The sequence below is a fragment of the Pseudomonas mucoides genome, assembly GCF_015461845.1.
GTDB classification, from domain to species: domain Bacteria; phylum Pseudomonadota; class Gammaproteobacteria; order Pseudomonadales; family Pseudomonadaceae; genus Aquipseudomonas; species Aquipseudomonas mucoides.
Genome location: NZ_JACOPW010000002.1, coordinates 42,815 through 68,773, shown reverse-complemented (window position 1 = coordinate 68,773; position 25,959 = coordinate 42,815). Strand labels below are relative to the sequence as shown.

At 60.4% G+C, this 25,959-nt stretch carries 17 protein-coding genes and 1 pseudogene; 9 read left to right on the top strand and 9 right to left on the bottom strand.

Annotation, left to right across the window (positions count from 1 at the left end; genetic code table 11):
• Positions 1-52 precede the first annotated feature (52 nt).
• Positions 53-1,462, top strand: a complete 1,410-nt coding sequence (gene mapR / locus H8F22_RS09005) for a GntR family transcriptional regulator MpaR (RefSeq protein WP_027923456.1) — start codon at positions 53-55, stop codon at positions 1,460-1,462.
• 130 nt (positions 1,463-1,592) lie between these two features.
• Here the strand turns inward: mapR and H8F22_RS09000 are convergent, their stop codons facing one another.
• The 7 genes from H8F22_RS09000 to tpx all read right to left on the bottom strand — a co-directional run bounded on the left by H8F22_RS09000 (position 1,593) and on the right by tpx (position 14,552).
• Positions 1,593-2,339: an SDR family oxidoreductase gene (locus H8F22_RS09000; protein ID WP_027923455.1), complete on the bottom strand. Its 747-nt coding sequence runs from the start codon at positions 2,337-2,339 to the stop codon at positions 1,593-1,595.
• A 298-nt stretch (positions 2,340-2,637) separates the two neighbouring features.
• Positions 2,638-4,719 (bottom strand): putative bifunctional diguanylate cyclase/phosphodiesterase, encoded by a 2,082-nt coding sequence (locus H8F22_RS08995; RefSeq protein WP_027923454.1) that lies wholly within the window; start codon positions 4,717-4,719, stop codon positions 2,638-2,640.
• A 153-nt stretch (positions 4,720-4,872) separates the two neighbouring features.
• Positions 4,873-6,354: an efflux transporter outer membrane subunit gene (locus H8F22_RS08990; protein ID WP_027923453.1), complete on the bottom strand. Its 1,482-nt coding sequence runs from the start codon at positions 6,352-6,354 to the stop codon at positions 4,873-4,875.
• Positions 6,351-9,458, bottom strand: coding sequence for an efflux RND transporter permease subunit (locus tag H8F22_RS08985; RefSeq protein WP_027923452.1), 3,108 nt, complete (start codon positions 9,456-9,458; stop codon positions 6,351-6,353). The genes H8F22_RS08990 and H8F22_RS08985 overlap by 4 nt, the downstream gene beginning before the upstream one ends.
• Positions 9,455-12,559, bottom strand: coding sequence for an MdtB/MuxB family multidrug efflux RND transporter permease subunit (locus H8F22_RS08980; RefSeq protein WP_194939986.1), 3,105 nt, complete (start codon positions 12,557-12,559; stop codon positions 9,455-9,457). The genes H8F22_RS08985 and H8F22_RS08980 overlap by 4 nt, the downstream gene beginning before the upstream one ends.
• Positions 12,556-13,872: an MdtA/MuxA family multidrug efflux RND transporter periplasmic adaptor subunit gene (locus H8F22_RS08975; protein ID WP_194939985.1), complete on the bottom strand. Its 1,317-nt coding sequence runs from the start codon at positions 13,870-13,872 to the stop codon at positions 12,556-12,558. Before H8F22_RS08975 ends, H8F22_RS08980 begins: the two co-directional genes overlap by 4 nt.
• 179 nt (positions 13,873-14,051) lie before the next feature.
• Positions 14,052-14,552 (bottom strand): thiol peroxidase, encoded by a 501-nt coding sequence (gene tpx, locus H8F22_RS08970; protein WP_027923449.1) that lies wholly within the window; start codon positions 14,550-14,552, stop codon positions 14,052-14,054.
• Positions 14,553-14,786: 234 nt separating this feature from the next.
• Between tpx and H8F22_RS08965 the strand changes: the two genes are divergently transcribed.
• The 7 genes and pseudogenes from H8F22_RS08965 to H8F22_RS08935 all read left to right on the top strand — a co-directional run bounded on the left by H8F22_RS08965 (position 14,787) and on the right by H8F22_RS08935 (position 21,308).
• A complete protein-coding gene (locus tag H8F22_RS08965; protein WP_027923448.1) occupies positions 14,787-15,212 on the top strand; it encodes a YciI family protein in 426 nt (141 codons plus the stop codon).
• A 326-nt stretch (positions 15,213-15,538) separates the two neighbouring features.
• Positions 15,539-16,091: pseudogene (locus H8F22_RS08960) on the top strand (hypothetical protein).
• A gap of 9 nt (positions 16,092-16,100) precedes the next feature.
• Positions 16,101-17,552 carry a DUF1254 domain-containing protein gene (locus H8F22_RS08955; protein ID WP_027923447.1) on the top strand — a complete coding sequence of 484 codons (1,452 nt, stop codon included), beginning with the start codon at positions 16,101-16,103 and terminating at the stop codon, positions 17,550-17,552.
• Between the two features lie 27 nt (positions 17,553-17,579).
• Complete coding sequence (locus H8F22_RS08950; protein WP_027923446.1) at positions 17,580-18,986, top strand: DUF1254 domain-containing protein; 1,407 nt, start codon at positions 17,580-17,582, stop codon at positions 18,984-18,986.
• A 12-nt stretch (positions 18,987-18,998) separates the two neighbouring features.
• A complete protein-coding gene (locus H8F22_RS08945) occupies positions 18,999-19,946 on the top strand; it encodes a SphA family protein (RefSeq protein WP_194939984.1) in 948 nt (315 codons plus the stop codon).
• Between the two features lie 78 nt (positions 19,947-20,024).
• Complete coding sequence (locus H8F22_RS08940) at positions 20,025-20,171, top strand: hypothetical protein (RefSeq protein WP_155953725.1); 147 nt, start codon at positions 20,025-20,027, stop codon at positions 20,169-20,171.
• Positions 20,172-20,285: 114 nt separating this feature from the next.
• Positions 20,286-21,308 carry an HAD family hydrolase gene (locus tag H8F22_RS08935; protein WP_194939983.1) on the top strand — a complete coding sequence of 341 codons (1,023 nt, stop codon included), beginning with the start codon at positions 20,286-20,288 and terminating at the stop codon, positions 21,306-21,308.
• A gap of 121 nt (positions 21,309-21,429) precedes the next feature.
• On the opposite strand, the gene H8F22_RS08930 is transcribed toward H8F22_RS08935, so the two are convergent.
• On the bottom strand, positions 21,430-22,101 hold the full coding sequence (locus tag H8F22_RS08930; protein WP_027923443.1) for a DUF3313 domain-containing protein: 672 nt from the start codon (positions 22,099-22,101) through the stop codon (positions 21,430-21,432).
• A gap of 214 nt (positions 22,102-22,315) precedes the next feature.
• On the opposite strand from H8F22_RS08930, the gene H8F22_RS08925 reads away from it, so the two are divergent.
• A complete protein-coding gene (locus H8F22_RS08925) occupies positions 22,316-24,670 on the top strand; it encodes a tetratricopeptide repeat protein (RefSeq protein ID WP_194939982.1) in 2,355 nt (784 codons plus the stop codon).
• A 90-nt stretch (positions 24,671-24,760) separates the two neighbouring features.
• Here the strand turns inward: H8F22_RS08925 and H8F22_RS08920 are convergent, their stop codons facing one another.
• Entirely contained in the window at positions 24,761-25,729 is a 969-nt protein-coding gene (locus H8F22_RS08920; RefSeq protein WP_194939981.1) for a hypothetical protein, read from the bottom strand.
• Between the last annotated feature and the right edge of the window lie 230 nt (positions 25,730-25,959).

Sequence of the window (25,959 nt, the reverse complement as noted above, 5' to 3'; positions counted from 1 at the left end):
TCCCCCTCGCCACAACGGTGCACCGCATGAATCACTCCAACTCGGGCACTCGATGAAACGCTACGAAAAATTCGCCGACGACATCGCTGAACTGATCCGCTCCGGCGTCCTTGGGCCCGGCCAGCGCGTGCCATCGGTGCGCTACGCCAGCCAGACCTACGGCGTGAGCCCGTCCACGGTATTCCAGGCCTACTACCTGCTCGAACGCCGAGGCCTGATCCGCGCCCGCCCGCGCTCCGGCTACTTCGTCAACGTCCACGCACCGAGCCCGTTCTCGGAGCCGGTGATCAGCAGCCAGGTCAGCGAGTCCACCGAAGTCGACGTCAGCGAACTGGTGTTTTCGGTGCTCGATTCGATCAAGGACCCGAACACCGTCCCGTTCGGTTCAGCCTTTCCCAGCCCGACCCTGTTCCCTTTGCAGCGCCTGTCGCGCTCGCTGGCCAGTGCTTCCCGGGAGATGGACCCGCGCATGGTGGTCACCGACATGTCGCCCGGCAACCCGCAATTGCGTCGGCAAATCGCCCTGCGCTACATGGTCGGCGGGCTGATGCTGCCGATGGAAGAGTTGCTGATCACCAACGGCGCCCTCGAAGCCTTGAACCTGTGCCTGCAAGCGGTCACGGAACCCGGCGACCTGGTGGCCATTGAAGCGCCCGCGTTCTACGCCTGCCTGCAAATACTCGAACGACTGAAACTCAAGGCCGTGGAAATCCCGGTGCATCCTCGGGACGGCATCGACCTCGGGGTACTGGCGCAGACACTGGAGCGTCATCCAATCAAGGTCTGCTGGTGCATGACCAGTTTCCAGAACCCGATGGGCGCGACCATGCCCGAGGCGAAAAAGCAGGAGTTGGTGGAATTGCTGCGCCGCCATCAAGTGCCGCTGATCGAAGACGACGTCTACGCCGAGCTGTATTACGGGCAACAGGCGCCGAAACCGGCCAAGGCGTTTGATACCGAAGGGTGGGTGATGCACTGCGGTTCGTTCGCCAAAAGTCTGGCCCCCGGCTACCGCATCGGTTGGGTCGCGGCCGGGCGTTTTGCGCAGAAGATTGAACGTCTGAAACTCATGACCTCACTCTGCGCTTCGATGCCGGCGCAGGCCGCCATCGCCGATTACCTGCAACACGGCGGTTACGACCGGCATTTGCGTAAATTGCGTTATGCACTGGAAGAACAGCAAAGCGCCATGCTCGCCGCCATCGCCCGCTACTTCCCGGCCCAGACCCGCGTCAGTCAGCCGGCCGGCGGCTACTTCTTGTGGCTGGAATTGCCGCCGCAGATGGATTCGCTGAAATTGTTCCAGATGGCCTTGGCGCAAGGCATCAGCATCGCGCCGGGGCCGATCTTTTCGCCGACGCAGCGGTTTCGCAATTGTATCCGGCTGAACTATGGCAGTCCCTGGACCGAGGATTCGGAGAAGGCGATGGAAACACTGGGAAGGATTGTGCGGTCGTTCTGACGTTTTGACGTTGTCTTGACTGTCGCGAGCAGGCTCGCTCGCTCCCACAGTGGATCTTCAGTGTCCACAAAACCTGTGGGAGCGAGCTTGCTCGCGATGAGGCCAGTAAAGGCAATACAAAAGCTATGGATTAACGCCCACCGCCAAGATCAACAAAAGTCCCGGTCGCATAAGAAGCTTTATCGGACAGCAACCACACAATCGCCTCCGCCACTTCATCCGGCCTACCACCGCGAGCCATCGGAATCGCCGACTCGAGCTTGCTGACCCGGTCCGGATCCCCGCTCAGCGCATGGAAGTCGGTGAAGATTAACCCCGGCCGCACGGCGTTGACGCGAATGCCCTCACCCGCCACTTCCTTGGACAGACCAATGGTGAAGCTGTCCAGCGCACCTTTTGACGCGGCGTAATCCACGTACTCGTTGGGCGAGCCCAAACGCGAGGCCACCGACGACACGTTGACGATGCTGCCACCCTGCCCGCCGTGTTTTGGCGACATGCGCAGGATCGCGTGCTTGGCGCAGAGGATCGGCGCCAGGACGTTGGTCTTGAGAATTTTGAGAATGCGGAACTCGGACATTTCGTCGACCCGGGACTTGTGCCCGACGGTGCCGGCGTTGTTCACCAGTGCCGTGACCCGGCCCAGTTCGGCGTCCACGCGGCGGAACATGGCGATCACTTCATCTTCGATGCTGACATCGGCGCGCACCGCAATGGCCTGGGCGCCCAGTGCGCGGACTTGCTCCAGCACACTTTGCGCGGCGGACTCGTCAGACTGGTAGTTGATACAGATCCGATAGCCCTGTTCGGCGGCCAGCAAGGCGGTGGCGGCACCAATGCCGCGGCCGCCACCGGTGATGACGATGACTTTGTCCATGTAAGCGTTCCCCCAATCCAACATAAGCAGTCGGGATCAAGAATAACCGCCATTGCCGGCTTTTGCATGGGCTCACATCAACAGATACGACCAACACCTCCACACCGCCGACTGCCCGCCCCGACCGACCACCCGACCGTAGCAGCTGACGAGCAACGCGAGGCTGCGTCCGGCTGCGCAGCAGTCGTGAACCCTACGCACGCGATCTGTCTGAAACACCGCGCCGCCTGAATTCACGACAGCTTCGCTGCCGGACGCAGCCGGACGCTGCTCGTCAGCTGCTACAGGTCGCACGGGTTCATGCGGTGGTCAGTTGTTCTGCGCGCAGGATGTCGACCATGAAGCGGTCCGCCGGCAGCGGGTGCCCCAGCAGATAGCCCTGCAACGAATCACATCCCAGCTTGGTCAGGAAGTCTTGCTGCACGCCGGTTTCGACGCCTTCGGCAACGATCCGCAAGCCCAGCGCCTGCCCGAGTGCGACGATCGCGGAGACAATCGCCGCGTCGTCGCTGTCGTGTTCGAGGTCGCGGACGAAACCGCGGTCGATTTTCAACTCATTGGCCGGCAGGCGCTTGAGGTACATCAGGCTCGAATAGCCCGTCCCGAAGTCATCGATGGACAGGTCGACGCCCATGGCCGAGAGTTCCTGCAACACCGTCATGCTCGCATCGGCGTCGCTCATGGCGGTGGTTTCGGTGATTTCCAGGGTCAGGCTATTGGCCGGCAGTTGATGGGCGCTCAGGGCCCTGGCGACGCTTTGAACCAGCCCGGCATGGCAGAACTGCAACGCCGAGAGGTTCACCGCGATCCGCCAGTCGGTGTAGCCCAGCACATACCATTCGCGCATCTGACGGCAGGCTTCGTTGAGCACCCACTCGCCGATCGGAATGATCAATCCGGTTTTTTCCGCCAGGTCGATAAACGTGTCCGGCAGGATCATGCCACGCGTCGGATGCGCCCAACGCAGCAGTGCTTCGGCGCCCACTGGCCGACCATCCATCGCGTCGAACTTGGGCTGGTAATAGAGGCTGAACTGTTTCTGTTCGAGCGCATTGCGCAAATCCTGCAGCAATTGCAGCTGCTTGCGCGCATTGCTGTTCATTGAGGCGTCGAAAAAGCTGTAGCCGTTTTTCCCGGCACCCTTGGCGTGATACATCGCAGCGTCAGCGTTCATCAGGAGGTCTTGGGCGGTCTGTCCATTGCCCGGGTACAGCGCGATGCCGACGCTGGCGGAAATCTGCAAGTCATGCTCAGCCACCCGGAACGCGCGAGCAATCAAACCGACCTGACGCGCCGCCAGGCTCAGCGCATCATCCGGCTCGGCAAGCCGCACCAGTAGCACAAACTCATCGCCGCCAATGCGCGCCAACGTGTCCTGACTGCGCAAATCTTCGCGCAAACGCAGGCTGACTTCGCGCAACAACTGATCGCCCATGTGGTGGCCAAAGGCGTCATTGACCGGCTTGAAGCCGTCGAGGTCGATGAACATCAACGCGAAACAACCGCCCTGCTCCTTTACCTTCGACATCGCCTGTTCGATGCGATCGGCCAGCAAGACGCGATTGGGCAAACCGGTCAGAGGGTCGTGCAAAGCCAGTTGCGTCAGTTCGCGGTTGGCTTCGGTGAGCGAACGCGCCAAGTCCGCGGTGCGCGCTTCCAGACGTGCATCCAGCACCGATGTCAGCAAGGCGATGCTCAGCACCGCCAGCGTGGTGATCAGCACCAGATTGTCCAGGCCCTTGCCGTTCAAGCCGCTGACGGCCGCCCCACAGAAACTGCCGTCCGGGAAACGCGCTGCCGCCATGCCGGTGTAGTGCATGCCGACGATGGCGATGCCCATGATCACCGCCGCGCCCGCGCGGATCAGGCCGACGTAAGGCGTGTACTGGCGCAGACGGAAAGCGATCCAGAGTGCCGCGCCGGACGCGCCAACGGCGATCAGCAACGAGGTGCCAAACAATGTCGGATCGTAATCGATGCCCGGTTGCATGCGCATGGCAGCCATGCCGGTGTAGTGCATCGCACTGATCCCGGCGCCCATCGCTAGCGCGCCAAACGCCAGTTGCCAGGCTGGCAACTTCGGCTGACTGACAAGCCAAAGGGCAAATCCGCAAGAGAGAATGGCGGTCAGCAGCGACAGGACGGTGATCGTGAGGTCGTAGCCCAGGTCAATCGGCAAATTGAACGCGAGCATCCCGATGAAGTGCATCGACCACACGCCAATGCCCATGGCAAAGGCACCACCCGCCGTCCACAGATGCACCGCCCGACCTTTGGCCGTGGCGATGCGCCCGGTCAGGTCGAGCGCGGTATAGGACGCAAGAATCGCCACACAGAGCGAAATGATAACCAGGGTGGGTGAATAGCTACCGATCAGCATGAGACTTCTCGCGAGCGCCCGCCGTAGAGCGTCCTTACTCGGGGGGCAAATGCGGGCGATTGTACTGATTGCGCAAAAGAACGCACTGACAAAATAAGCAATTGGCCATCAACCCGATGAAACGCTTGTTTGATGCCCAGCAACCCTACGGGGTTATTTGTTTTCGCTGACCTGCAACGCCCCGTCCCAACCGCCGCCCAGCGCAGCGATCAATTGCACACTGGCAATCAACCGGCTCTGCAAAAGATCCAGCACGTTGCGTTCGTTGTTCAACGCCGTGGCTTGAACCACCACCACATCCAGATAAGCAATCAGACCGGCCTTGTACTGATTCTGGGTCAGGCGCAACGAGATACGCGCGGCCTCCAGCGCTTCCTGGCGCACGCCGGCTTCCTGCTCCAGCACCTTGAGTTGCACCAGGTAGTTTTCCACTTCGCGGAAGCCGTCGAGCACGGTCTGGCGGTACTTGGCCACCGTCTCGTCGTAGGCCGCCTCACTGCGATCGACTTCTGCCGAACGCTGGCCGCCATCAAACAAGGTCATGGCCAGTTGCGGCCCGACCGACCAGAAGCGGTTCGGCACGCTGATCCAGTTGGAATAGGTGCTGCTGCTATACCCGCCGTTCAGGCTCAAGGTGAAATCCGGGTAATACGCGGCCTTGGCAACGCCGATGTTGGCGTTGGCGGCCATCACTGAGCGCTCGGCGGAGGCAATGTCCGGACGACGTTCCAGCAATTGCGAAGGCAGGCCCACCGGCACTTCGGGCAGGGTCGGGATGGTGGTGGTTTCTGCCAGGCTGAACTCGGCGGGAGGCAGCCCGATCAACACGGCAATGGCGTTCTCGAACTGGGCACGCTGCCAGATCAGGTCAACCATGTCGGCCTGGGTGCCTTTGAGCTGGGTTTGCGCCTGCGCCACGGAGTCCCGGCCGGAAACGCCAGCGCGGTATTGGTTTTCAGTCATGGTCAGCGAACGTTGATAGGCCTCGACCGTGGCTTCCAGCAAACGTTTCTGTTCGTCGATCACCCGCAATTGCAGGTAGTTCTGCACCAGCTCGGACTGCTGGCTCAGGCGCATCGCGGCCAGGTCGGCAAAGCTTGCCTGGGCATTGGCGGTGTCGGCTTCAAGGCCTCGGCGCAGTTTGCCCCACACGTCTGCTTCCCAACTGACTCCAGCCTGGGCGGTGTAGGTGTCACGAATACCGCTGGAGGAGCTGGTCAGGCTCGAACTGCTGCTGCCGGTGCCCTGGCTGGAGCGGTTTTTGCCGACGGTCAAATCCACTGTCGGAAAAAACGCCCCGCGCGCACTGCGCACCAACGCCTGGGCCTGACGGTATTGGGCCTCGGACTGGGCCACTGTCTGGTTGGAGCGGTTGAGTTGCTCGATCAGGCCGTTGAGCTGCTGATCGCCATACAACTCCCACCAGGCACCGCGCGCCAGGGAGTCGCTCGGACTGGCCTGACGCCAGCCTGCCGCTTCCTTGTATTGCACCGGCGCAGCCGCTGGCGGGCGCTGATAGTCCGGGCCGACAGCACAAGCGCTGAGCATCGCCACGCACAGCGCCAGGCTCAGCAGACGCGAGCCTCGGGCGGCAGCCAGCGGGACAGCCAGATTGATAAGCGAACGGTCAGTCATAGCGGAGTTTCCAGAGCAGCATCGGTACGCACCCCACGCCATTTATTGAAGCGATGGCGCAGTTTGTCGAGATAGAGGTAAACCACCGGGGTGGTGTAAAGGGTCAACACCTGGCTGAAGATCAGCCCGCCAATAATCGTCAAGCCCAGTGGCTGGCGCATTTCCGCCCCTTCGGCCCGGCTCAGCAGCAACGGCACGGCGCCGAGGATCGCCGCCAGGGTGGTCATCAGGATCGGACGCAAACGTTGCAGGCACGCACTGCGAATCGACTCCAACGGTGCCAGGCCTTGATGGCGTTCAAGTTGCAGTGCGAGGTCGATCATCAGAATGGCGTTTTTCTTCACCACGCCGATCAGCAGAAACAGCCCCAGCAACGAGATCAGGCTGAACTCGCCGCCCAGCGCGTAGATCGACAGCAACGCGCCGACCCCGGCTGACGGCAAGGTGGACAGAATGGTCAGCGGATGGATGTAGCTTTCATACAGCACACCCAACACCAGATAAACCGCCAGCAGTGCGCCGAGAATCATCCAGGGCTGGCTCTTCTGGGTGGCGGCGAACGCATCGGCGGTGCCGGCCATTTTCGCGATCACGTCTTCAGGCAAACCGACTTTGGCAATCGCCCGTTCGATGGCAGCGGTGCCCTGCTCGACCGTCACGCCTTCTGCCATGTCGAACGACAGGCTTTCGGAGGCAAACTGACCTTCGTGGCTGACCCGATCGTCTTCCAGGCTGTTTTCGTAGTGAGCGATGGTCGACAACGGAATCCGCGCGCCATCGGCGGTGATCACCTGCACTTGCTTGAGCGTCACCGGGTCCTGGGCGTATTTCGGGTCGACCTCCATCACCACCTGATACTGGTTGAGGCTGTCGTAAATCGTCGAAATCTGCCGCTGGCTGTAGGCGTTGTTCAGTACAGCCGTGACCATGCTCATGTCGACACCCAGGCGCTTGGCCTGATCGCGATCGACGATCAGCGTGACCTGCCGCGCACCGCGACCTTCCCGAGCGTCGATCGCCGTCAATTCCGGCAACGCCTTGAGCGCGGTGACGACTTTCGGGTACCACTCGCGCAATGCCCCCAGATCACCGCTTTGCAGGATGTAGGAGTACTGCGACGAGGTTTGTTCGCGGCCACCGCCAAACTGCAGGTCCTGGTCCGCCATCAACATCAGCTGTGCGCCGGGAACCTTGGGCATTTCCTTGCGCAGGCGCTCGATGACTTTCTGCGCGGAAATGCTGCGTTCCTTGATCGGTTTGAGTCGCACGATCATGACGGCATTGTTGGTGCCGTTCGTGCCGCCGATGAACCCGGCGACGCTTTCCACCGCGTCGTCCTTGAGTACGGCACGGCGGAAGGTTTCCATCTTCGGCTGCATTACGTTGAACGACAGGCCGTCGTCACCGCGCACAAAACCAATCAGTTGACCGGTGTCTTGTTGCGGAAGAAATGTTTTAGGAACAACCACATACAGCGCAATGTTCACGCCAATCGTCACCAACAGGCTGAGCAAGGTCAGTCGACGGTGACGCAATACCCAATCGAGGCTGGTGGCGTATTTGCCGACCATCCATTCGTTGGCGCGCTGGCTCCAGCGCTGCAATCGGTTTTCCTGGCCTGGCGTGTGTGGCTTCAGCCAACGGGCACAGAGCATTGGCGTCAGGGTCAGCGAGACCACCAGCGACACCACGATGGACGCGGCCAGAGTGATGGAAAACTCGCGGAACAGGCTCTCGATGATCCCGCCCATGAACAGGATCGACAGGAACACCGCCACCAGCGAGACGTTCATCGACAGCAAGGTAAACCCGACTTCCTGAGCACCGAGGTACGCGGCCTTCATCGGCGGCACGCCTTCGTCGATGTGCCGGGAGATGTTCTCCAGCACCACGATGGCATCGTCGACCACCAGCCCGGTGGCGAGGATCAGCGCCATCAGCGACAGGTTGTTGAGCGAGAATCCGTAGAGGTACATCACCGCAAAGGTGCCGACCAGCGACACTGGCACCGCCAGCGTCGGGATCAGCGAGGCACGGAAATTACCGAGGAACAGGAACACCACCAGAATCACCAGCGTCACGGCGATCAGCAGGGTCATTTCCGCTTCATGCAGGGTCGCCTTGATCACCGGCGAGCGGTCCATCGCCAGGTTCAGCTTGACGCTGGCCGGCAGTACCGCCTGCAACGCTGGCAGCTGTGCCTTGATTTCATTGACCGTCTCGATGATGTTGGCGCCGGCCTGGCGGTTGATCACCAGCAGCACCGCCGCGTCGTCGTTGAAGAACCCGCTGTTGTAGCGGTCCTCGACGCCGTCGCTGACCTTCGCCACATCCTTGAGGCGCAAGGCTGCACCGCCGTTGTAATGGATGATCAGCGACTCGTAATCCTTGGCTTTTTCCAGTTGATCGTTGGCCTGGACCTGCCATAACCGCTCGCCATCTTCGACCGAGCCCTTCGGCCGGCGCACGTTGGCGTTGGCAATGGTGTTGCGCACATCGTCGAGGGCCACGCCGTACTGGTTGAGGGCTTGCGGTTCGAGCTCGATACGCACCGCGGGCAACGAACTGCCGCCGATCTGTACTTCGCCCACGCCCTGCACCTGCGACAGGCTCTGAGACAGGATGGTCGAGGCCAAATCGTAGAGCTGGCCCTTTTCCAGCACATCCGACGTCAGCGACAGCACCATGATCGGCGCCTGGGAGGGGTTGACCTTCTTGTAGGTCGGCATGCTGCGCATCCCGCTCGGCAGCAGGTTGCGCGAGGCGTTGATCGCCGCTTGCACTTCCCGCGCCGCGCCGTTGATGTCGCGGTCGAGGTCAAATTGCAGGATCACCCGGGTCGAGCCCTGGCTGGAACGGCTGCTCATGGTGTTGACCCCGGCGATGGCGCCGAAGGATCGTTCCAGCGGCGTGGCCACGGTCGAGGCCATGACCTCGGGGCTCGCGCCGGGAAGGCTGGCCTGCACCACGATCACCGGGAAATCCATTTGCGGCAACGGCGATACCGGCAACAGGCCGAAACTCACCCCGCCCAGCAGCATGATCGCCAGGCTCAGCAACATCGTTGCGACCGGGCGCTTGATGAACGGTCCGGACAGGTTCATGGCTGTTCTACCGCTTCCACGGTGTCAGCCTTGTGGCCCCAGCGCCGGCCGAGTCGGTCGAAGTACAAATAGATGACAGGCGTGGTGAACAAGGTCAGCACCTGGCTCACCAGCAACCCACCGACCATCACCAGACCCAGCGGCTGACGCAATTCTGCGCCGGAGCCGGTGGCCAGCATCAGCGGCACCGCGCCAAACAACGCTGCCAGCGTCGTCATCAGAATCGGCCGGAAGCGCAGCAACGCGGCTTGATAGATCGCGGTTTCCGGGTCCATGCCCTGATTGCGCTCTGCATCGAGGGCGAAGTCGATCATCATGATCGCGTTCTTTTTCACGATACCGATCAGCAAAATAATGCCGATGATCGCGATCATGCCCAGGTCATTGCCGCTCAGGATCAATGCCAGCAAGGCGCCGACCGCCGCAGACGGCAAGGTCGAGAGAATGGTGATCGGGTGGATATAGCTCTCGTACAGCACGCCGAGCACGATGTACATGGTCACCACCGCGGCCAGAATCAGCAGCAAGGTGCTGGACAGCGACGCCTGGAACGCCTCGGCCGCCCCTTGGAACTGGGTCTGCACGCCAATCGGCATGCCGATGTCTTTCTGCACCTGGTCGATGATCTCGACCGCATGCCCCAGCGCCACACCCGGCGCCAGGTTGAACGACATCATCACCGCCGGGAACTGGCCGATGTGGGTGATTGCCAGTTGCGCCTGACGCTCTTCGATGTGCGCCAGGCTGGACAGGCGAACCTGCCCGCCGTCCGTGGTTTTCACGTGAATCTGATTCAGCGCATCCGGACCGATCCTCTCCCCGGACTGCGATTGCAGAACCACGCGGTACTGGCTGGCCTGGGTGTAGATGGTCGAAATCTGCCGCTGACCGAAAGCATCGTAGAGCGCATCGGTAATGTTCGACACCGAGACCCCGACCCGTGAAGCGGCATCGCGGTCAATCACCAGATAGACCTGCAAGCCCTTGTCCTGCAAATCGCTGGCAACGTCGGTCAGTTCTGGCCGGTGGGACAATGCATCGACCAGACGACCGCTCCACAGGGCGAGCAATTCCGAATCCGGGGACGACATGCTGAACTGATATTGCGTGCGGCTGACACGGTCTTCGATGGTCAGGTCCTGCACCGGCTGCATGAACAGGCGGATGCCGACCAGCTTGTCCAGTTGCGGTTGCAGGCGGGCAATCACCTGGGTCGCACTCAGATCACGGTCGCTGTGGGACTTGAGATTGATCAGCAGGCGCCCGCTGTTCAGCGTCGAGTTGTCACCGTCGACACCGATGTAGGACGACAGGCTTTCCACCGCTGGATCGGCGAGGACTACCTTGGCCAGCGCCTGTTGACGATCGCTCATCGCCGCGAAGGAAATCGACTGCGGCGCCTCGGAAATGCCCTGGATCACCCCCGTGTCCTGCACCGGGAAGAAGCCCTTGGGCACCACCATGTAGAGGAATACGGTCAACGCCAGCGTGCCGATGGCCACCAGCAATGTCAGCGGCTGGTGCTTGAGCACCCACTGCAATTTGCGCCCGTAGGCCGCGATCATCCAGTCAATCGCCGCGCCGCTGGCCCGGTAGAAACGCCCCTGCTCTTCTTCCTTCGGTTCACGCTTGAGCAATCGCGCGCACATCATCGGCGTCAGGGTCAGGGACACGACCAGCGAAATCAGGATCGCCACCGCCAGCGTGATCGCAAACTCGCGGAACAAGCGCCCTACCACGTCGGCCATGAACAGCAGCGGGATCAATACCGCGATCAGCGACAGGGTCAGGGAAATCAGGGTGAAACCGATCTGCTTCGCGCCTTTGAGCGCCGCATTCAACGGAGTGTCCCCTTCTTCGATAAACCTGGAAATGTTCTCCAGCATCACGATCGCATCGTCCACCACAAAACCGGTGGCGATGGTGAGGGCCATCAGGGTCAGGTTATTGACCGAAAACCCGGCGAGGTACATCACGCCGAACGTACCGACCAACGACAGCGGCACGGCAATCGATGGAATGATCGTCGCACTGGCACGGCGCAGAAACAGAAAGGTCACCATCACCACCAAGGCAATGGCGATCAGCAACTCGTGCTGCACGTCTTTGACCGAGGCCCGAATGGTCTGGGTGCGGTCGGTCAGCACGGTGACGTCGAGACCGGCCGGCAGGTTGTCAGTGATGCTCGGCAGTAACGCCTTGATCCGGTCGACCACCTCGATCACGTTGGCACCCGGCTGGCGCTGAATGTTCAGCAGCACGGCCTGGTTTTCATTGGCCCATGCCGCCAGGCGTTCGTTTTCCGCACCGTCGACGATTTCCGCCACGTCCTTGAGCCGCAACGGCGCGCCGTTGGCATAAGCCAGGATCAGGTTGGCGTAGTCCTTGGGCGACGTCAGTTGATCGTTGGCATCGAGCATCGACACCCGGGTCGGGCCGTCGAAGTTGCCCTTGGGCTGGTTGACGTTGGAAGCGCCGATCAGCGTGCGCACGTCCGACAGGTTCAGACCGTTGGCCGCGAGGGCCTCGGGATTGACCTTGATCCGCACCGCCTGACGCTGGCCGCCAGCAATGCTGACCATGCCAACACCGCTGATCTGGGCGATTTTCTGGGCCATGCGCGTGTCGACCAGGTCATTGAGCTTGGGCAACAGCATGGTTTTGGACGTAATGGCCAGGGTCAGCACCGGGGTGTCCGCCGGGTTGACCTTGTTGTACACCGGCGGTGCCGGCAGGTCCTTGGGCAGCAAATTGGTCGCGGCGTTGATCGCGGCTTGCACCTGCTGTTCGGCGACATCCATGTTGATGTCGAGGCTGAACCGCAAGGTCAGCACCGAGGCGCCGCCCGAACTGGTCGACGCCATCTGGGTCAGGCCGGGCATTTGCCCGAACTGACGCTCCAGTGGCGCAGTGACTGCGCTGGTCATGACATCCGGGCTGGCGCCGGGATACAGCGTCATGACGCGGATCGTCGGGTAATCGACCTGGGGCAACGCCGACACCGGCAGCAACCGATAGGCGATCAAACCGGCCAGTACAATGGCCAGCATGCTCAGGGTCGTGGCGACCGGACGAAGGATGAACAGCCGCGAGATGTTCATGCGCCGCCCTTTTTCGCCTTGTCGGTAGCGGCCGGCTCATTGGCGTCCGCCGCCGATTTGCCTTGCAGGTGACCGGTCGGGGTAGCAGGCACGTCCTCGGGGCTATTGACCACTTCGACTTCGCTGCCTTCCTTCAAGCGGTCGGTGCCTTCCAGGACCACACGATCCCCGGGCGCCAGGCCTTCAGTGATCACAGTGTTCGTGCCATCGCTGGCGCCGACTTTCAACTGACGGATCGTGACCTTCTTGTCGCCGTCCAGCGCATAGGCGAAGGTGCCGTTGGTGCCAAACTGAATCGCCGCCGACGGTGCGAGCACCACCCCCTTGAGGGTGTCGGCCAGCAAGTGGACGTTGACGAACTGATTAGGGAACAGGGTCTGATCGCGGTTGTCGTAGCGCGCCTTGAATTTCAGGGTGCCTGTGGTGGTGTCGATCTGGTTGTCCAGGCTCTGCAAGACACCAGTGGCCTGCAGTTTGGTGTCGCTGCGGTCCCAGGCTTCGACGGGCAGTTTGGCGCCGGTGCGATAGCGGGCCAATACCACGTCAAGGTTGTTTTCCGGCAAGGTGAAGGCGACGCTGATCGGTTGGGTCTGGGTGATGATCGCCAGCGCCGTGGTGTCATTGGCGGCGACCAGGTTGCCGACATCAAGCTGACGCAAACCGACACGCCCGGTAATCGGCGCGCGGATCCTGGTGAATTCGAGATTGAGCTTGGCGTCGTTGACCGCCGCCTGATTGGTCTTGACGGTGCCCAGATACTGACCAACCAACGCCTCGGCAGTGTCCAGGGTTTGCTTGGCGATACTGTCTTCCTTGAACAGCCCTCGATAACGCTCGACATCGACCTGAGCGTTTTTCAGTTGCGCCTGGTTCTGCAGCAACGTGCCTTCGGCCTGGAGCAAGGCGTTCTGATACGGACGCGGGTCGATTTCAGCCAGCAAATCGCCGGCCTTGACCATTTGCCCTTCCTCGAACGCCACCTTGGTCAACTCGCCGCCCACACGACTGCGCACGTTGATGGTGTTCAGCGCAGTCACGGTGCCCAGCGCCTTGTAATACAGCGGGAAGTCACCCTTGACCGCAGGCGCAACGCGCACGGGCACCGGGCCAGTCGCCCCGCCGAACCCTGGGCGCATCCCTCCGGACCTGCCGGTATGACCGGCCACGGCTTTCTGCCCTGCGCCCTCCTTTTGAGCAGCACCGGTGGGCCAGAATTTCCAGCACACGCCAGCGATGACCAACAGGACAAGCAGGCCGAACAGCCAGCGACGAGGACTACGGGAAGCGGAGGATCGCATTGAATAATCAACCATTGGGCGCGTGGGCTTCTTTTACATGAGGCTGAACGATAAGCACTGGCGGCTATTAAGCAAAGCGGCTTTACCGGCAATTTACCTTCGGCTTACGTAACAGGAGATTTGTCTAAGGCACTGAAGCACAAATGAAAACGGCCTGGACAGGGCCAGGCCGTTAACAATTGTAATGACGCCGCTTACTTCAGAACGGAAAGTGCCGCTTCGTAGTTCGGTTCTTCAGCGATTTCCTTGACCAACTCGCTGTGAAGCACGTTGTCGTTCTCATCCAGAACCACGACCGCACGAGCGGTCAGGCCTTTGAGCGGACCGTCAGCGATGGCAACACCGTAGTTCTCGATGAACTCGGCACCACGCAGGGTCGACAGGTTTTGCACGTTTTCCAGGCCTTCGGCGCCGCAGAAGCGTGCCTGGGCGAACGGCAGGTCAGCGGAGATGCACAGTACAACGGTGTTGGCGACATCGTTTGCCTGGGCGTTGAACTTGCGAACCGAAGTAGCGCAGGTCGGGGTGTCGACGCTTGGGAAGATGTTCAGCACTTTGCGCTTGCCGGCGAAGCTCGCCAGGGTCACGTCGGACAGATTGCCGGCAACCAGGGAAAAGGCTGGCGCCTTGGAACCGGCTTGTGGCAGTTGGCCGTTGACTTGAACCGGGTTGCCTTTAAGGGTGACTTGAGCCATGAACGGAGTCCTTCTGAACGTTGTGGTAAAGAATCTCGGAGAGGGCAAAGTTAACCACGAAATGGGCTGGCGACCTATGCCCAGATACAAATCGTGAAGTGTTTTGGCCAACCTTCAATCAACACCTCGTTGCCACAGGTATTGCGTTGCCTGAAATCTATCATTGACCTGTCGAATTGCACTGTCGTCATTCGACCATGTAGTGAATCCCCCACCTCCACCGGAGATAACACCATGCGATTCATGATCATCATCAAAGCCAGCCAGGATTCCGAAGCGGGCGTGATGCCCACCCAAGAACTGCTGACCGCCATGGGCAACTACAACGAAGAACTGGTCAACGCCGGCATCATGATCGAAGGCGAAGGCCTGCACCCCAGCAGTAAAGGCGCGCGCGTGCGCTTTTCAGGCGACAAACGCACCGTCATCGACGGCCCCTTCGCCGAAACCAAGGAGCTGATCGCCGGTTACTGGATCTGGCAGGTGAAGTCGAAACAAGAGGCTATCGACTGGGTCAAGCGATGCCCGAACCCGATGCCTGGCACCGACGCAGAGATCGAGATTCGTCAGGTATTCGAGGCCGAGGATTTTGGTGCCGAGTTCACCCCGGAACTGCGCGAGCAGGAAGAACGGATTCGCGCAGAGGCGAAGAAACGCTGAGCATTACTTAATGTAGGAGTGAGCCTGCTCGCGAGAGCGATTTGCCTGACACAACGCTATCGCGAGCGGGCTCGCTCCCACAGGGTTTCGTTCAACCTCTATTCGAATGCCGGACAAGTTTCGCTTTAACTTATCAGTACAAAAAACTGCGAGATTTTGCACACAATTCGAAAGAAAAAACTCATTGGATTGGCTAAGTTATGGTTAGCTGCTAGCTTCAGATCATTCCTACAGGCTTGATCGGAAAGAGATTACACAACAACGGCCGGGAAGTGCCGAGTCGACCAATGAGCCACCAAGGAACCGGGGGAATCATGTTAGCCGCTATGGAAAAAAACGCTTTGTTGCTGATGGCGGCATGGTTTACGCCTGTCGTTTGTGCGTTCGCCGATAACGCCGACGTAGCCAACAAAAGTAACAACCCGTTGAGTCTGGCCCCTGGCGCCAACCTTCTGGATTACTACACCCCCAAGCGCTACGACACCGACGTCCACACCAACGATGGCTTGCTGCGCGGCACCTTGCCGATCAGCACCCGACCCGACCCGCACAGCGGCTGTAGCACCGGCATCGGCGACCTCAACCTGTTCGACATCTTCATCCCCAAGACCGACGGCGTACAGCCGGGCATCGGCCCGCAAATCACCGCGCCGACCGCTGAGCAGGACAAATTGGGCACAGGCAAGTGGCAAGCAGGCCTGACGGCCGCGGCCCTCGACTCCTCACCTCGCGGCCTGCTGGGCTGGCGGCACGGCGTGCAAATCCGTGACTAATATTCTTAACGCATTCATCGAGCCGCAGTGGACGGTGGAACGCAAAGGCGATGGCTTGCCGCAGTTCACATTGTTCGCCGGGATCAACGTTACGTTCGGTAAATAAGGACTCTTTATGCACGGTGCAATTCGCGCGGCCGGTTTCAGCCTGATGACCATGTTCGTCAGCTGCGGCGTTGGCGCCCAGGATCTTGATACGCGGATCGGCAAGATCGCGATGGAAGGCGAATTGCCCGCCCATGAATCGATCGCCCAACTCTATGCGGAGCTGGATTTTCAGCAGGCCACCCAGAGCTACCTCTGGGCGCTGCCGTTGGTGTCCTACGCGCAATGGCAGGAAGAGTTTCGCGACAAACTCGGCGCCCGCAGCGGCGACCTGATGGTGCTCAACAGTTATGAAGACAAACTGGGCGTCATCACCGCCAATGCCACCACGCCGTACATCCTCGGTTTTGTCGACCTGAATGAAACCGGGCCGCTGGTGATCGAATTGCCACCCGGCCCGACTGCCGGCGGCGTCGGGGACTTCTGGCAACGCGCGATCATCGACATGGGCCAGACCGGCCCGGACAAAGGCAAGGGCGGCAAGTACCTGGTCCTGCCGCCGGGTGCCGAACCTCCCGCCGATGCCGGCAAGTACTACCTGGCCAAATCGGAGACCATGAACGTGCTGGTGGGCTTCCGCGTGCTTGATCCGGACCCGGCCAAAGGCAAGGCACTGGTCGAACACTTCAAGATGTACCCGTACGCCCAGCGCAATGAGCCAAGCAAAACCAAACTGCTCAGCCCTGGGGGCAAAGCCTGGTCCGGCACCCAACCGCGCGGGATGGCGTACTGGGAGCGCTTGCACCAGATCATCCAGAAAGAACCGGTCAACGAACGTGACCGCTTCTACATGGCCATGCTCGCCAGCCTCGGCATCGAGAAAGACAAGCCCTTCAACCCCAATGACAACCAGCGCAAGGCACTGGAACAAGGCGCCCAGGTCGGCGAGTTGATCGCCAAGGCCAACACCTTCGCCAAGCGGTTCCCCGGTGCGCAATACTGGCCGGACCGTCAATGGGACACCGTGCTGAATATCGCCGAACCGTCGCAGCGCGTGGCCTATTACGATCAGTTGTGGGAACGCAGCGCCTGGTTCTACGAAGCGGTCACCAACACCAAGGGCATGGTCTCCAAGACCCCGGGCCTCGGTCAGACCTATCTGGGCGCCTACACCGACAGCAAGGGCAACTGGCTCGACGGCAGTAAGAATTATCGCCTGCACGTCGGCGCCAATCCGCCGGCCAAGCAGTTCTGGTCGATGACGGTGTACGACACCGACAGCCGTTGCCTGATCGATAACCCGCAGCGCAAGGCCGACCTGTCGTCCCGTCAGGATCTGAAAAAGAATGATGACGGCTCCGTGGACCTGTATTTCGGTCCGACCGCGCCCAAAGGCTTCGAGAACAACTGGGTGCAAACCGTACCGGGCAAACACTGGTTCAGCTATTTCCGTCTGTACGCGCCGACCGAAGCTTACTTCGATAAAAGCTGGAAGCTCGACGACATCACGGCTGTGGAATGACGCCCAAAAGGTCAATAAGGACGCTTTATGAATAACCGTTTTTTGCTCACCGCACTCGCACTCTCCCTGAGCACCAGTGTTTGGGCCGACTTCAGCGCCACGCCTGAAGAAGCCCGGGGCATCGCCAAGGAAGCCTATCTGTACGGCTTCCCGGTAGTGGAGATGTACAAGACCCTCTACACCCAGGCCATCGACAAGAAAAGCCCGAACTTCAAGGCGCCGCTGAACCAGATCGGCAACACCGCCAAGGCATTCACCGCCAAAGACACCGCCTTCGTCACGCCAAACGCCGACACGCCCTACTCCTTCGTGTGGATGGACCTGCGCGCAGAACCCGTCGTGCTGACCCTGCCGGCTATCGAAGAACACCGTTATTACTCGGTGCAATTGATTGACGCGTATACGCAGAACTTTGCGTACCTGGGCACCCGCAGCACGGGCAACAACGGCGGCCACTTCATGATCGCCGGGCCGAACTGGCAAGGTCAGCAACCGGTGGAAATGGACCGGTTGGTGCGCAGCGAAAGCAACATTGCCTACGCGCTGTATCGCACGCAGTTGTTCGATGACAAGGACCTGGCCAAGGTCAAGCAGATCCAGAAAGGCTACAAGGTTGAATCCCTGAGCCACTACGTCAAACAGAAGGCACCGCCGGCAGCGCCAAAGATTGACTGGCCAAAACCGCTGCCGACCATGAGCGACACCCCGGACCTGTTCCGTTACCTGAATTTCATGTTGTCGTTCGCCCCGGCGCAGGACGCGGAAAAGGAGCTGCTCGCGCGCTTTGCCAAGATCGGCATCGAAGCCGGCAAGCCGTTCAATCTGCATGACCTCAGCGCTGAACAGCGCCAGGCACTGGAAGACGGCATCAGCGACGCCAAGGCCGAGTTCGCCCAGTTCAAGAAGGACAAGGTCGACACGCACCAGATCACCAGCGGCGACGTCTTCGGCACCCGTGATCACCTTAACGGCAACTACCTGTACCGCTACGCCGGCGCCAACATGGGGATTTTCGGCAACTCAGCCGAAGAAGCGGATTACATCGGCTACTTCGTCGACAAGGACGGCCAGCCGGTCGATGCCTCGAAGCACGATTACACCCTGCATTTCGACAAGGGCGCCCTGCCCCCGGCCGATGCCTTCTGGTCGCTGACGATGTACGACGGCAAGAACAAACTGCTGGTGGCCAACCCGTTGAATCGCTACCTGATCAACTCGCGGATGCTGCCCGATCTCAAGCTCGACGCCGACGGCGGCCTGACCCTGTACGTGCAGAACAAGGCCCCGGCCAAAGAATTGCAAAACAACTGGCTGCCCGCCCCGAAAGGCCCGTTCTACGGGATCTTGCGCTTGTACCTGCCAAAACCGGAAGTCACCAGCGGCCAATGGCAGATGCCGCTGCTGACGCCGGTCGATTCACAACAAAAACAATAAGCGGAGTCAGTCATGGTCAGGCCTTTTGTAGTGCGTCCTTTACTGGCGCTGTGCATCATCGGCGCAAGCCCGTTGACGCTGGCGGCCGAGGGCGGTGTCGGGCGGCCGATTACGGGGCAACAGGTATTTTCCAACGCCGGGATTGTGCCGCCGGAAGCCGGTTGGGTGATGTCCCTGACCAGCATCTGGTACGACGGCGACCTCAAGGGCAAAGCGCAAGTACCGATCGCCGGCGCCCTGAGTACCGGGCTGGACATGAAAGTGTCCTACACCATGGCCAACTTCACGCATATCTGGGACACCGGCAAAGGGCGCTGGAACTACGCCTCGGCCATTGGCGTGCCGGTCCAATACACCGACGTCACCGCCAGTGTCACCGGTCCCCGTGGCAGAACCCTGGGATCCGGTGATACCGGGACCCAGTTCGCCGATATTCTGCTGACACCGATTGCGGCGGGTTACCACCTCGACGAGGTCAACCACGTCTCCTTCTCGCTGCCGATCTATGTGCCGACCGGTGCCTACAACGATGACCGCCTGGCTAACGCTGGCCAGAACAATTACACCTTCATGCCCACCGTGGCCTTCACCCATCTGGACGGCAAGGGTGGCGAGTTCACCCTGTCCAGCGCGCTGGAGTTCTACACCGAAAATAACGCCACCGACTATCGCAACGGCAACATTTTCACCCTCGATGCACTGTGGACCCACGGCTTCGGCAACGGCTGGAATGCCGGTATCGCGGCGGGTTACATCCAGCAGGTGACCGATGATTCGGGAAGTGGTGCCAACAGCGGCTTCCGTGGCCGCTCGGTCGGTGCTGGCCCGGCGGTCGGCTGGGCCGGCAAGTTCAACGATGCGCAGGCCAGCGTCAGCGCCCGTTGGGTGCCGGAGTTCGATACCAAAAACCGGCCGGAAGGCAACGGCATCAGCGTCAACCTGACATTAGCGTTTTTCTAAGGAGTGACCAGGGATGGCTACCGGTTCCAGGCTCATTCCCGTCATTCCAACGTTCACGTTCTGAATCAAGGATGCGCCATGACTGCACTCAATGATCTCAACGCCCTGCAAGCCAGCATCGCCGAAAGCGCTGCCAACGGACATCACCTGTGCCGTGAAATTGTGCACGCCCAGTTCTCGACGGCAAGACCGCCTGCGCGCCTGCTACGGTCGTTCGCCTACTGAAAACCAGGCATTGCGGCAACTCAAGGGTTCGTTGTCTACGCTGCATAGTCAGGCCGAACAACGGCAGGCGATACCCGACTCGGCATTACGGCCGTTACACCAAAAGGATGTCCCATGACGAACCCGATCTCGATCCGCAATTGCTTTGGGCTGAGCCTGCTCTTCGCGCTGGCCCTGCCGTTTCTCGCGCAAGCAGCCGAACCCTTGCCTTCGTGGAATGACGGCCCCTCGAAGAAGCACATCATCGAGTTCGTCCAGGCGGTCACCGATCAAAGCAGCAAGGACTTCGTCAAACCCGAAGACCGCATCGCCGTGTTCGACAACGACGGTACCCTGTGGAGCGAGCAGCCGATGTACTTCGAGTTGCTGTTTGCCCTCGAAGAGGTCAAGCGCACCGCGCCGCAACACCCGGAATGGAAAACCACCCAGCCGTTCCAGGCCGTGCTGGAAAACGATCACAAGGCGCTGGCCGCCTCCGGCATGGGCGGCATCATGAAAATCTTCGGGGCGACCCACACCGGGATGACCACCGAAGCCTTCGACGACTACGCCAAGACCTGGCTGAGCCAGGCCAAACACCCGAAAACCGGCAAGCTGTACACTGAGATGGTGTTCCAGCCGATGCTGGAAATGCTCGACTACCTGCGCGAGCAGAATTTCAAGACCTACATCGTCTCCGGCGGTGACACCGGGTTCATGCGCGCCTTTGCCGAGAAGGTCTACGGCATCCCGCCGGAACAGGTGATCGGCACCACATTCGTCACAGCCTTCCAGTACAAGGACGGCAAGGCCTCGATCCTGCGCACGCCGAAACTGGCCCACAACGATGACGGCCCGGGCAAACCGGAAAGCATCGACGCGGTCATCGGCAAGCGGCCGATCCTCGCCTTCGGCAACTCCGACGGCGACTTGCAGATGTTGCAATGGACCGCCGCAGGACCGGGCAAACGATTCATGGGGCTGGTGCATCACACCGACGCCAAACGCGAATGGGCCTACGACCGCAAGTCCGACTTCGGTCGCCTGGACAAGGCCCTGGACGAAGCAAAAACACGTGACTGGACCGTCGTGGACATGGCCGCCGAATGGCGCCGGATCTATCCCTACGACGCCGCCACAGCCGAGCAAGGGAAGTAAAAGGAGCGTAACGCCGACGGCACCAAAGGTTTACTCCATCGCTCCCACATCGGACTTGTGGTTTACACAGATCCAGTGTGGGAGTGAGCCTGCTCGCGAAGAGGCCATCAGCCTCGGCACATCACTTGGATTTGATCTTCAAATACGACTGATTCAAATCCGACGCCCAGCCATCCATCACGCCCTTGACGTCATCCGCCTTCATCACCTGCGCATCGTTTTCCAGCGGCTTGCCGGTGCCCTTGCGCACGACCTGAGCGATGACTTTATTGCTGCCGCCGTCGATGAACGCCGCTTCGGTGGCCAGGTCTGTTTCCTGATCACGAATACCGCTGGCGGTGCTCACGGCTGCGGCAACCAACGCAATCGGGATCACTTCGTAAGGCTTCAAGCCTTCGGTCTTGCTGCTGACCGCAGTAATGGCGGCACGCACCACGATCACGCCTGGGCCAGGGCCGGCGGCCAATGGCAGCGATTTGGCCATTTCACGCTTGAGCGCCTGATCGTAGTAACCGGTGATCCCGCTCAGCGTGGCCTGGGGGATTTTCACCGTTGGCTGGGGGGCCGGGTAAAGCTGGGTCGGTTCGATATAGACGCTGGTGAATTTGCTGACATCCAGCGCTGGATCGACCCAACGCATCACTGTCGCGCCGGACGGCGACTTGGCTTCCTGCAGCTGGCCGTAATCCTTGAGGAAGCCGGAATACTGCTCCGGCTCGACGACCTTGCTCGCACACCCTGTCACCGCGATGGTGGCGATGCACAACGTGCTCATCATTAACGCAAGCTTCATGCTTGAACTCCTGTTTTGAAGGGCGAACACCCTAGTGCAAAGGCGACTGGAGTCAAGGCATTTCGCGATAAAAAACTCAAAAAAAGCACACATTTCATCTAACGCTGCGAACGCTCTCGCAACCGTCATTTGACAGACGCCCGGCATGCGGCAAAGCTGCACTCAGCTTGATCGCGCGCCTCAAGGCAAACGCACCTCGACTACGGAAGTCGCAATGCTGAAACATAAAAATAAAGCACCACGCCCCAACCCTGATTCACCACCGAACCTGATTAACCGCTCTCTTTTTCCCGTGACCATCGGTGCATTACTGTTGGCGGTCATCGGCATCGGCTGGTTTCTGTTTAGCAGCACACCGGCACCGCTGAGACCCGTTCCCGTCACTGCCCCTGTCGCGCCACCGGCCAAACCGCAACCGGTCGCGCTGGCCCCGGCGAAGATGGTCGATGAGCAGCAATGCCAGGGCTGCCACAGCGAACAGGTCAAGGACTGGAAAGGCTCCCATCACCAATTGGCGATGCAGGCAGCCTCTGCCGAGACGATGCTGGGCGACTTCAATAACGTCACCTTCAAAGCGGAAAACGAAACCACCGTTTTTTCGCGCAAGGACGACGGCTTCTGGGTCAACACGCCGGGTATCGATGGCAAGAACGCCGACTTCAAGGTGGCCTATACCTTCGGCATCGCGCCGTTGCAGCAATACCTGATCGAAGTGGGCGAAGGTCGCTTGCAACCCTTGGGCGTGGCCTGGGATACCGAGAAAAACCGTTGGTTCCACCTCTATCCGGGTCAGGGTGTGAATTTCAAGAACCCGCTGCACTGGAGCAAGCCGAGCCAGAACGCCAACTTCATGTGCGTCGAGTGCCATACCACTGGCTACAAGCGCAATTTCGATGCCGCGAAAAACACCTTCGACAGCCAATGGAACAGCCTCGGCGTTGGCTGCCAGGCCTGCCACGGCCCGGCTTCCAATCACCTGGAATGGACGGCGAAAAAAGGTGATTTGATTCATGCCGGTTTTGCCGTCGACCTCAAGGACAAGAACGCCACCGTCGAGATCGAAACCTGCGCCCGCTGCCATTCGCGCCGGGCACCGCTGAGCGATGGCTACACCGCCGGCAAACGCCTGATGGATGACTACCTGCCGAGCCCCCTGACCCGCGAGTTGTATGCGCTGGACGGCAAGATCAAGGACGAGGTGTTTGAACACGGCTCTTTTGCCCAAAGCAAAATGTTCGACAAGGGCGTGCGCTGCAGCAACTGCCACAACCCGCACAGCACTGAACTCAAGGCGCCGGGCAACGGCGTTTGCCTGCAATGCCACAACACCACGGGAAAAACGCCGGTGGAAGGCGTCGACGGCAAAGGCCTGCAAGCAAAAAACTACGACGCCATCGAGCACACCCGTCACACCATGGGTCAGCCGGGTTCGCAGTGCGTGGATTGCCACATGCCCGGCAAGTTCTACATGGGCAATGACTTCCGGCATGACCACAGCTTCAGTATTCCCAACCCTGAGCGGGCGAAAAAACTCGGCACCCCGGACGCCTGCCTCACCTGTCACCAGGGCAAGGACGGCGACAAAGTCACCGAACAATTCAAACGGTGGAACAGCACACCGACCGCACAGGCCCCGCGGTATGACGAAAGCCTGTGGCTGATTCGCAACGGTCAACCCGGCGCGGCGCAAGCTCTGTATGAACAACTGCAACGCAGCAATCTGCCAGCGATTCAGCGGGCCACCCTGCTCGCCGAGTTGCCGCTGTACCCGAGTGAACAGGCGTTGAAACTGGCGACCAAGGACCTGAGCAATCCCGCGCCACAAGTGCGTGAAAGTGCCGTGCACGCCATCAGCGCGTTCCTGCCACCACCTGAGCGGGCACCGCTGTTGACGCCGTTGCTGACAGACCCGGTGATGGCCGTGCGTATTGCTGCAGCCCGGGACCTGCTGGGAGCCGCACGCAATGGTTTGGGCGCTGCCCAGGCGAACTGGAATGCGGCGATTGCCGAGTACGAAGCAGCACAGAAAAACCTGCTGGAACGCGCCGAAGCCAACCTCAATCTGGCGATGCTCTACCAGGCCAGCGGACGCAATGACCAGGTCGAACCGTACCTGCGCACGGCGCTCAGGCGCGATCCGGATTTCTACCCGGCACTGGTGACGCTGGTGCAATGGCTCGAAGCCAATGGCCGCAGCCAGGAAGCACAGGCGCTGCTGGCCCAAGGGCTAAAAGACCACCCGGACGCCGCGCTGCTGCAACACACCCAGGGCTTGTCGCTGGTGCGTGCTGGCAAATCGGACCAGGCCATGTCGGCGCTTCGCAAAGCCGCGCAACTGGAACCGCAGAACGCGCAATACGGCTACGTGCTGGCCGTGGCCTTGCATGACCGCGGCAAGGTTGAAGAGGCCTGCGAAGTGCTGGAGCGCTTGCTGAAAGTGCAGCCGGCCAACCGCAATGCGCGGCTGTCGTTGATCCAGTATTACCTGGACAACGGGCAGGAACCGAAAGCGCAGGTGCTGTTGCAGGGCTGGAAGAAAATGAACATGGGGGATCCGGCGTTGAAGTAGCCCTCGATACGCTCCGCCTGTAGCAGCTGTCGAGGCTGCGTCGCCAAACGCAGCCTCGCAGGCTCGGCAGCTGCTACATCGACCGTGGGATTACCAGGACGAACCACTCTTCAACGCCAACTCCCGCCGACTGTTGGCCCGCATCGCCTTGATCAGCGACACCGTGCCCACCAGTAAAATCACTCCGGCAAACAGAAAGTCGATTTTGTACAACTGGAAGTCATTCAGCGGCCCCACCAGCAACACCCGAATCGCCCCGATGCTGACCAGCGTCGCCAGAAAGTCGATACCCGGCTCGTCGCGATAAAACACATGCAGCAACGGCAAGCCGATCACCAGCAGCAACATCAAGACGATCATCTTGAACGAGCCCTTGCGCTCGACACTGAACGCACACTCAGTGGTTGCATAAGGTTTGTAGTCTTCCTCACGCGCCAGCGAGTTTTTCTCGTTGATGTACTCCGCGCGGTTGTACTTCTGGATCGGCGTGAAGGTGTTCGACATCTCCATGCTGGTGGTGATGTGCTTGAACTTGAGGTCGATGCGATCGTTACCCTTGAGGTAATACAACACTGGTTTGTAGCCGTAGCGGTAAGTGTCGAACGGGAAGTCCGCCGCCCGCCCCTGAACGCCAATGGGGCGCGGTTCGAGTTCGGCATAGGCGCTCTTGTTCAGCGATGACAGGTTACGCGTCAGTGGCTGGACCTTGACCTGTTCGAGGAAAATCGGCGTGATACCGTACGACCATTGCAAGGGCTCCAGACGCAGGCGCAGCTCGTTGCGGGCCAGGTCGTAGCGGTTGAACGTGCGTTCGGAAACCACGATGGCGCCGCTGAGCATGAACTCGCCGCGCAGGTTGTTGGTGATCCGCAGGGTCAGTTGATCCTTGCCCAGCGCAGCACTATCACTGGCCGGTGGCGTACCGCACCAGGCCGTGCTGTCGAAGGCGCCGCCCAACAGCCCGTCACGATTGTCCTTGAACACATAAACGTAACTGGCCCACAGGGCCAGCATCAGCATTAGCGATATCAACCCTAAAATCTTTTTGCCCGCACTCACACCCGACTCCTTTCTTCACTTGCTCCCTGACAAGCCGCGGACTCTACCAAACTGCCATCACTGTCCCAAGCAAAAACACACCCGTGTAGCCGCTGATTGTGAGGGGGGACTATGGACCTGCGACGCAGCGTGCTACAGATTCACCTGAACGCTAAAAAAACGTATCAGTTTGTGGCAGATGACCGCAGGGTGGCCTCGGATCTGATCCGTATAAATGAAGTTTTCCTGAG

Bases quoted from the DNA above. Each gene is read 5' to 3' on its own strand.
- mapR (WP_027923456.1), top strand. From the start codon at position 53: ATGAAACGCTACGAAAAATTCGCCGACGACATCGCTGAACTGATCCGC.
- H8F22_RS09000 (WP_027923455.1), bottom strand. From the start codon at position 2,339: ATGGACAAAGTCATCGTCATCACCGGTGGCGGCCGCGGCATTGGTGCC.
- H8F22_RS08995 (WP_027923454.1), bottom strand. From the start codon at position 4,719: ATGCTGATCGGTAGCTATTCACCCACCCTGGTTATCATTTCGCTCTGT.
- H8F22_RS08990 (WP_027923453.1), bottom strand. From the start codon at position 6,354: ATGACTGACCGTTCGCTTATCAATCTGGCTGTCCCGCTGGCTGCCGCC.
- H8F22_RS08985 (WP_027923452.1), bottom strand. From the start codon at position 9,458: ATGAACCTGTCCGGACCGTTCATCAAGCGCCCGGTCGCAACGATGTTG.
- H8F22_RS08980 (WP_194939986.1), bottom strand. From the start codon at position 12,559: ATGAACATCTCGCGGCTGTTCATCCTTCGTCCGGTCGCCACGACCCTG.
- H8F22_RS08975 (WP_194939985.1), bottom strand. From the start codon at position 13,872: ATGGTTGATTATTCAATGCGATCCTCCGCTTCCCGTAGTCCTCGTCGC.
- tpx (WP_027923449.1), bottom strand. From the start codon at position 14,552: ATGGCTCAAGTCACCCTTAAAGGCAACCCGGTTCAAGTCAACGGCCAA.
- H8F22_RS08965 (WP_027923448.1), top strand. From the start codon at position 14,787: ATGCGATTCATGATCATCATCAAAGCCAGCCAGGATTCCGAAGCGGGC.
- H8F22_RS08955 (WP_027923447.1), top strand. From the start codon at position 16,101: ATGCACGGTGCAATTCGCGCGGCCGGTTTCAGCCTGATGACCATGTTC.
- H8F22_RS08950 (WP_027923446.1), top strand. From the start codon at position 17,580: ATGAATAACCGTTTTTTGCTCACCGCACTCGCACTCTCCCTGAGCACC.
- H8F22_RS08945 (WP_194939984.1), top strand. From the start codon at position 18,999: ATGGTCAGGCCTTTTGTAGTGCGTCCTTTACTGGCGCTGTGCATCATC.
- H8F22_RS08940 (WP_155953725.1), top strand. From the start codon at position 20,025: ATGACTGCACTCAATGATCTCAACGCCCTGCAAGCCAGCATCGCCGAA.
- H8F22_RS08935 (WP_194939983.1), top strand. From the start codon at position 20,286: ATGACGAACCCGATCTCGATCCGCAATTGCTTTGGGCTGAGCCTGCTC.
- H8F22_RS08930 (WP_027923443.1), bottom strand. From the start codon at position 22,101: ATGAAGCTTGCGTTAATGATGAGCACGTTGTGCATCGCCACCATCGCG.
- H8F22_RS08925 (WP_194939982.1), top strand. From the start codon at position 22,316: ATGCTGAAACATAAAAATAAAGCACCACGCCCCAACCCTGATTCACCA.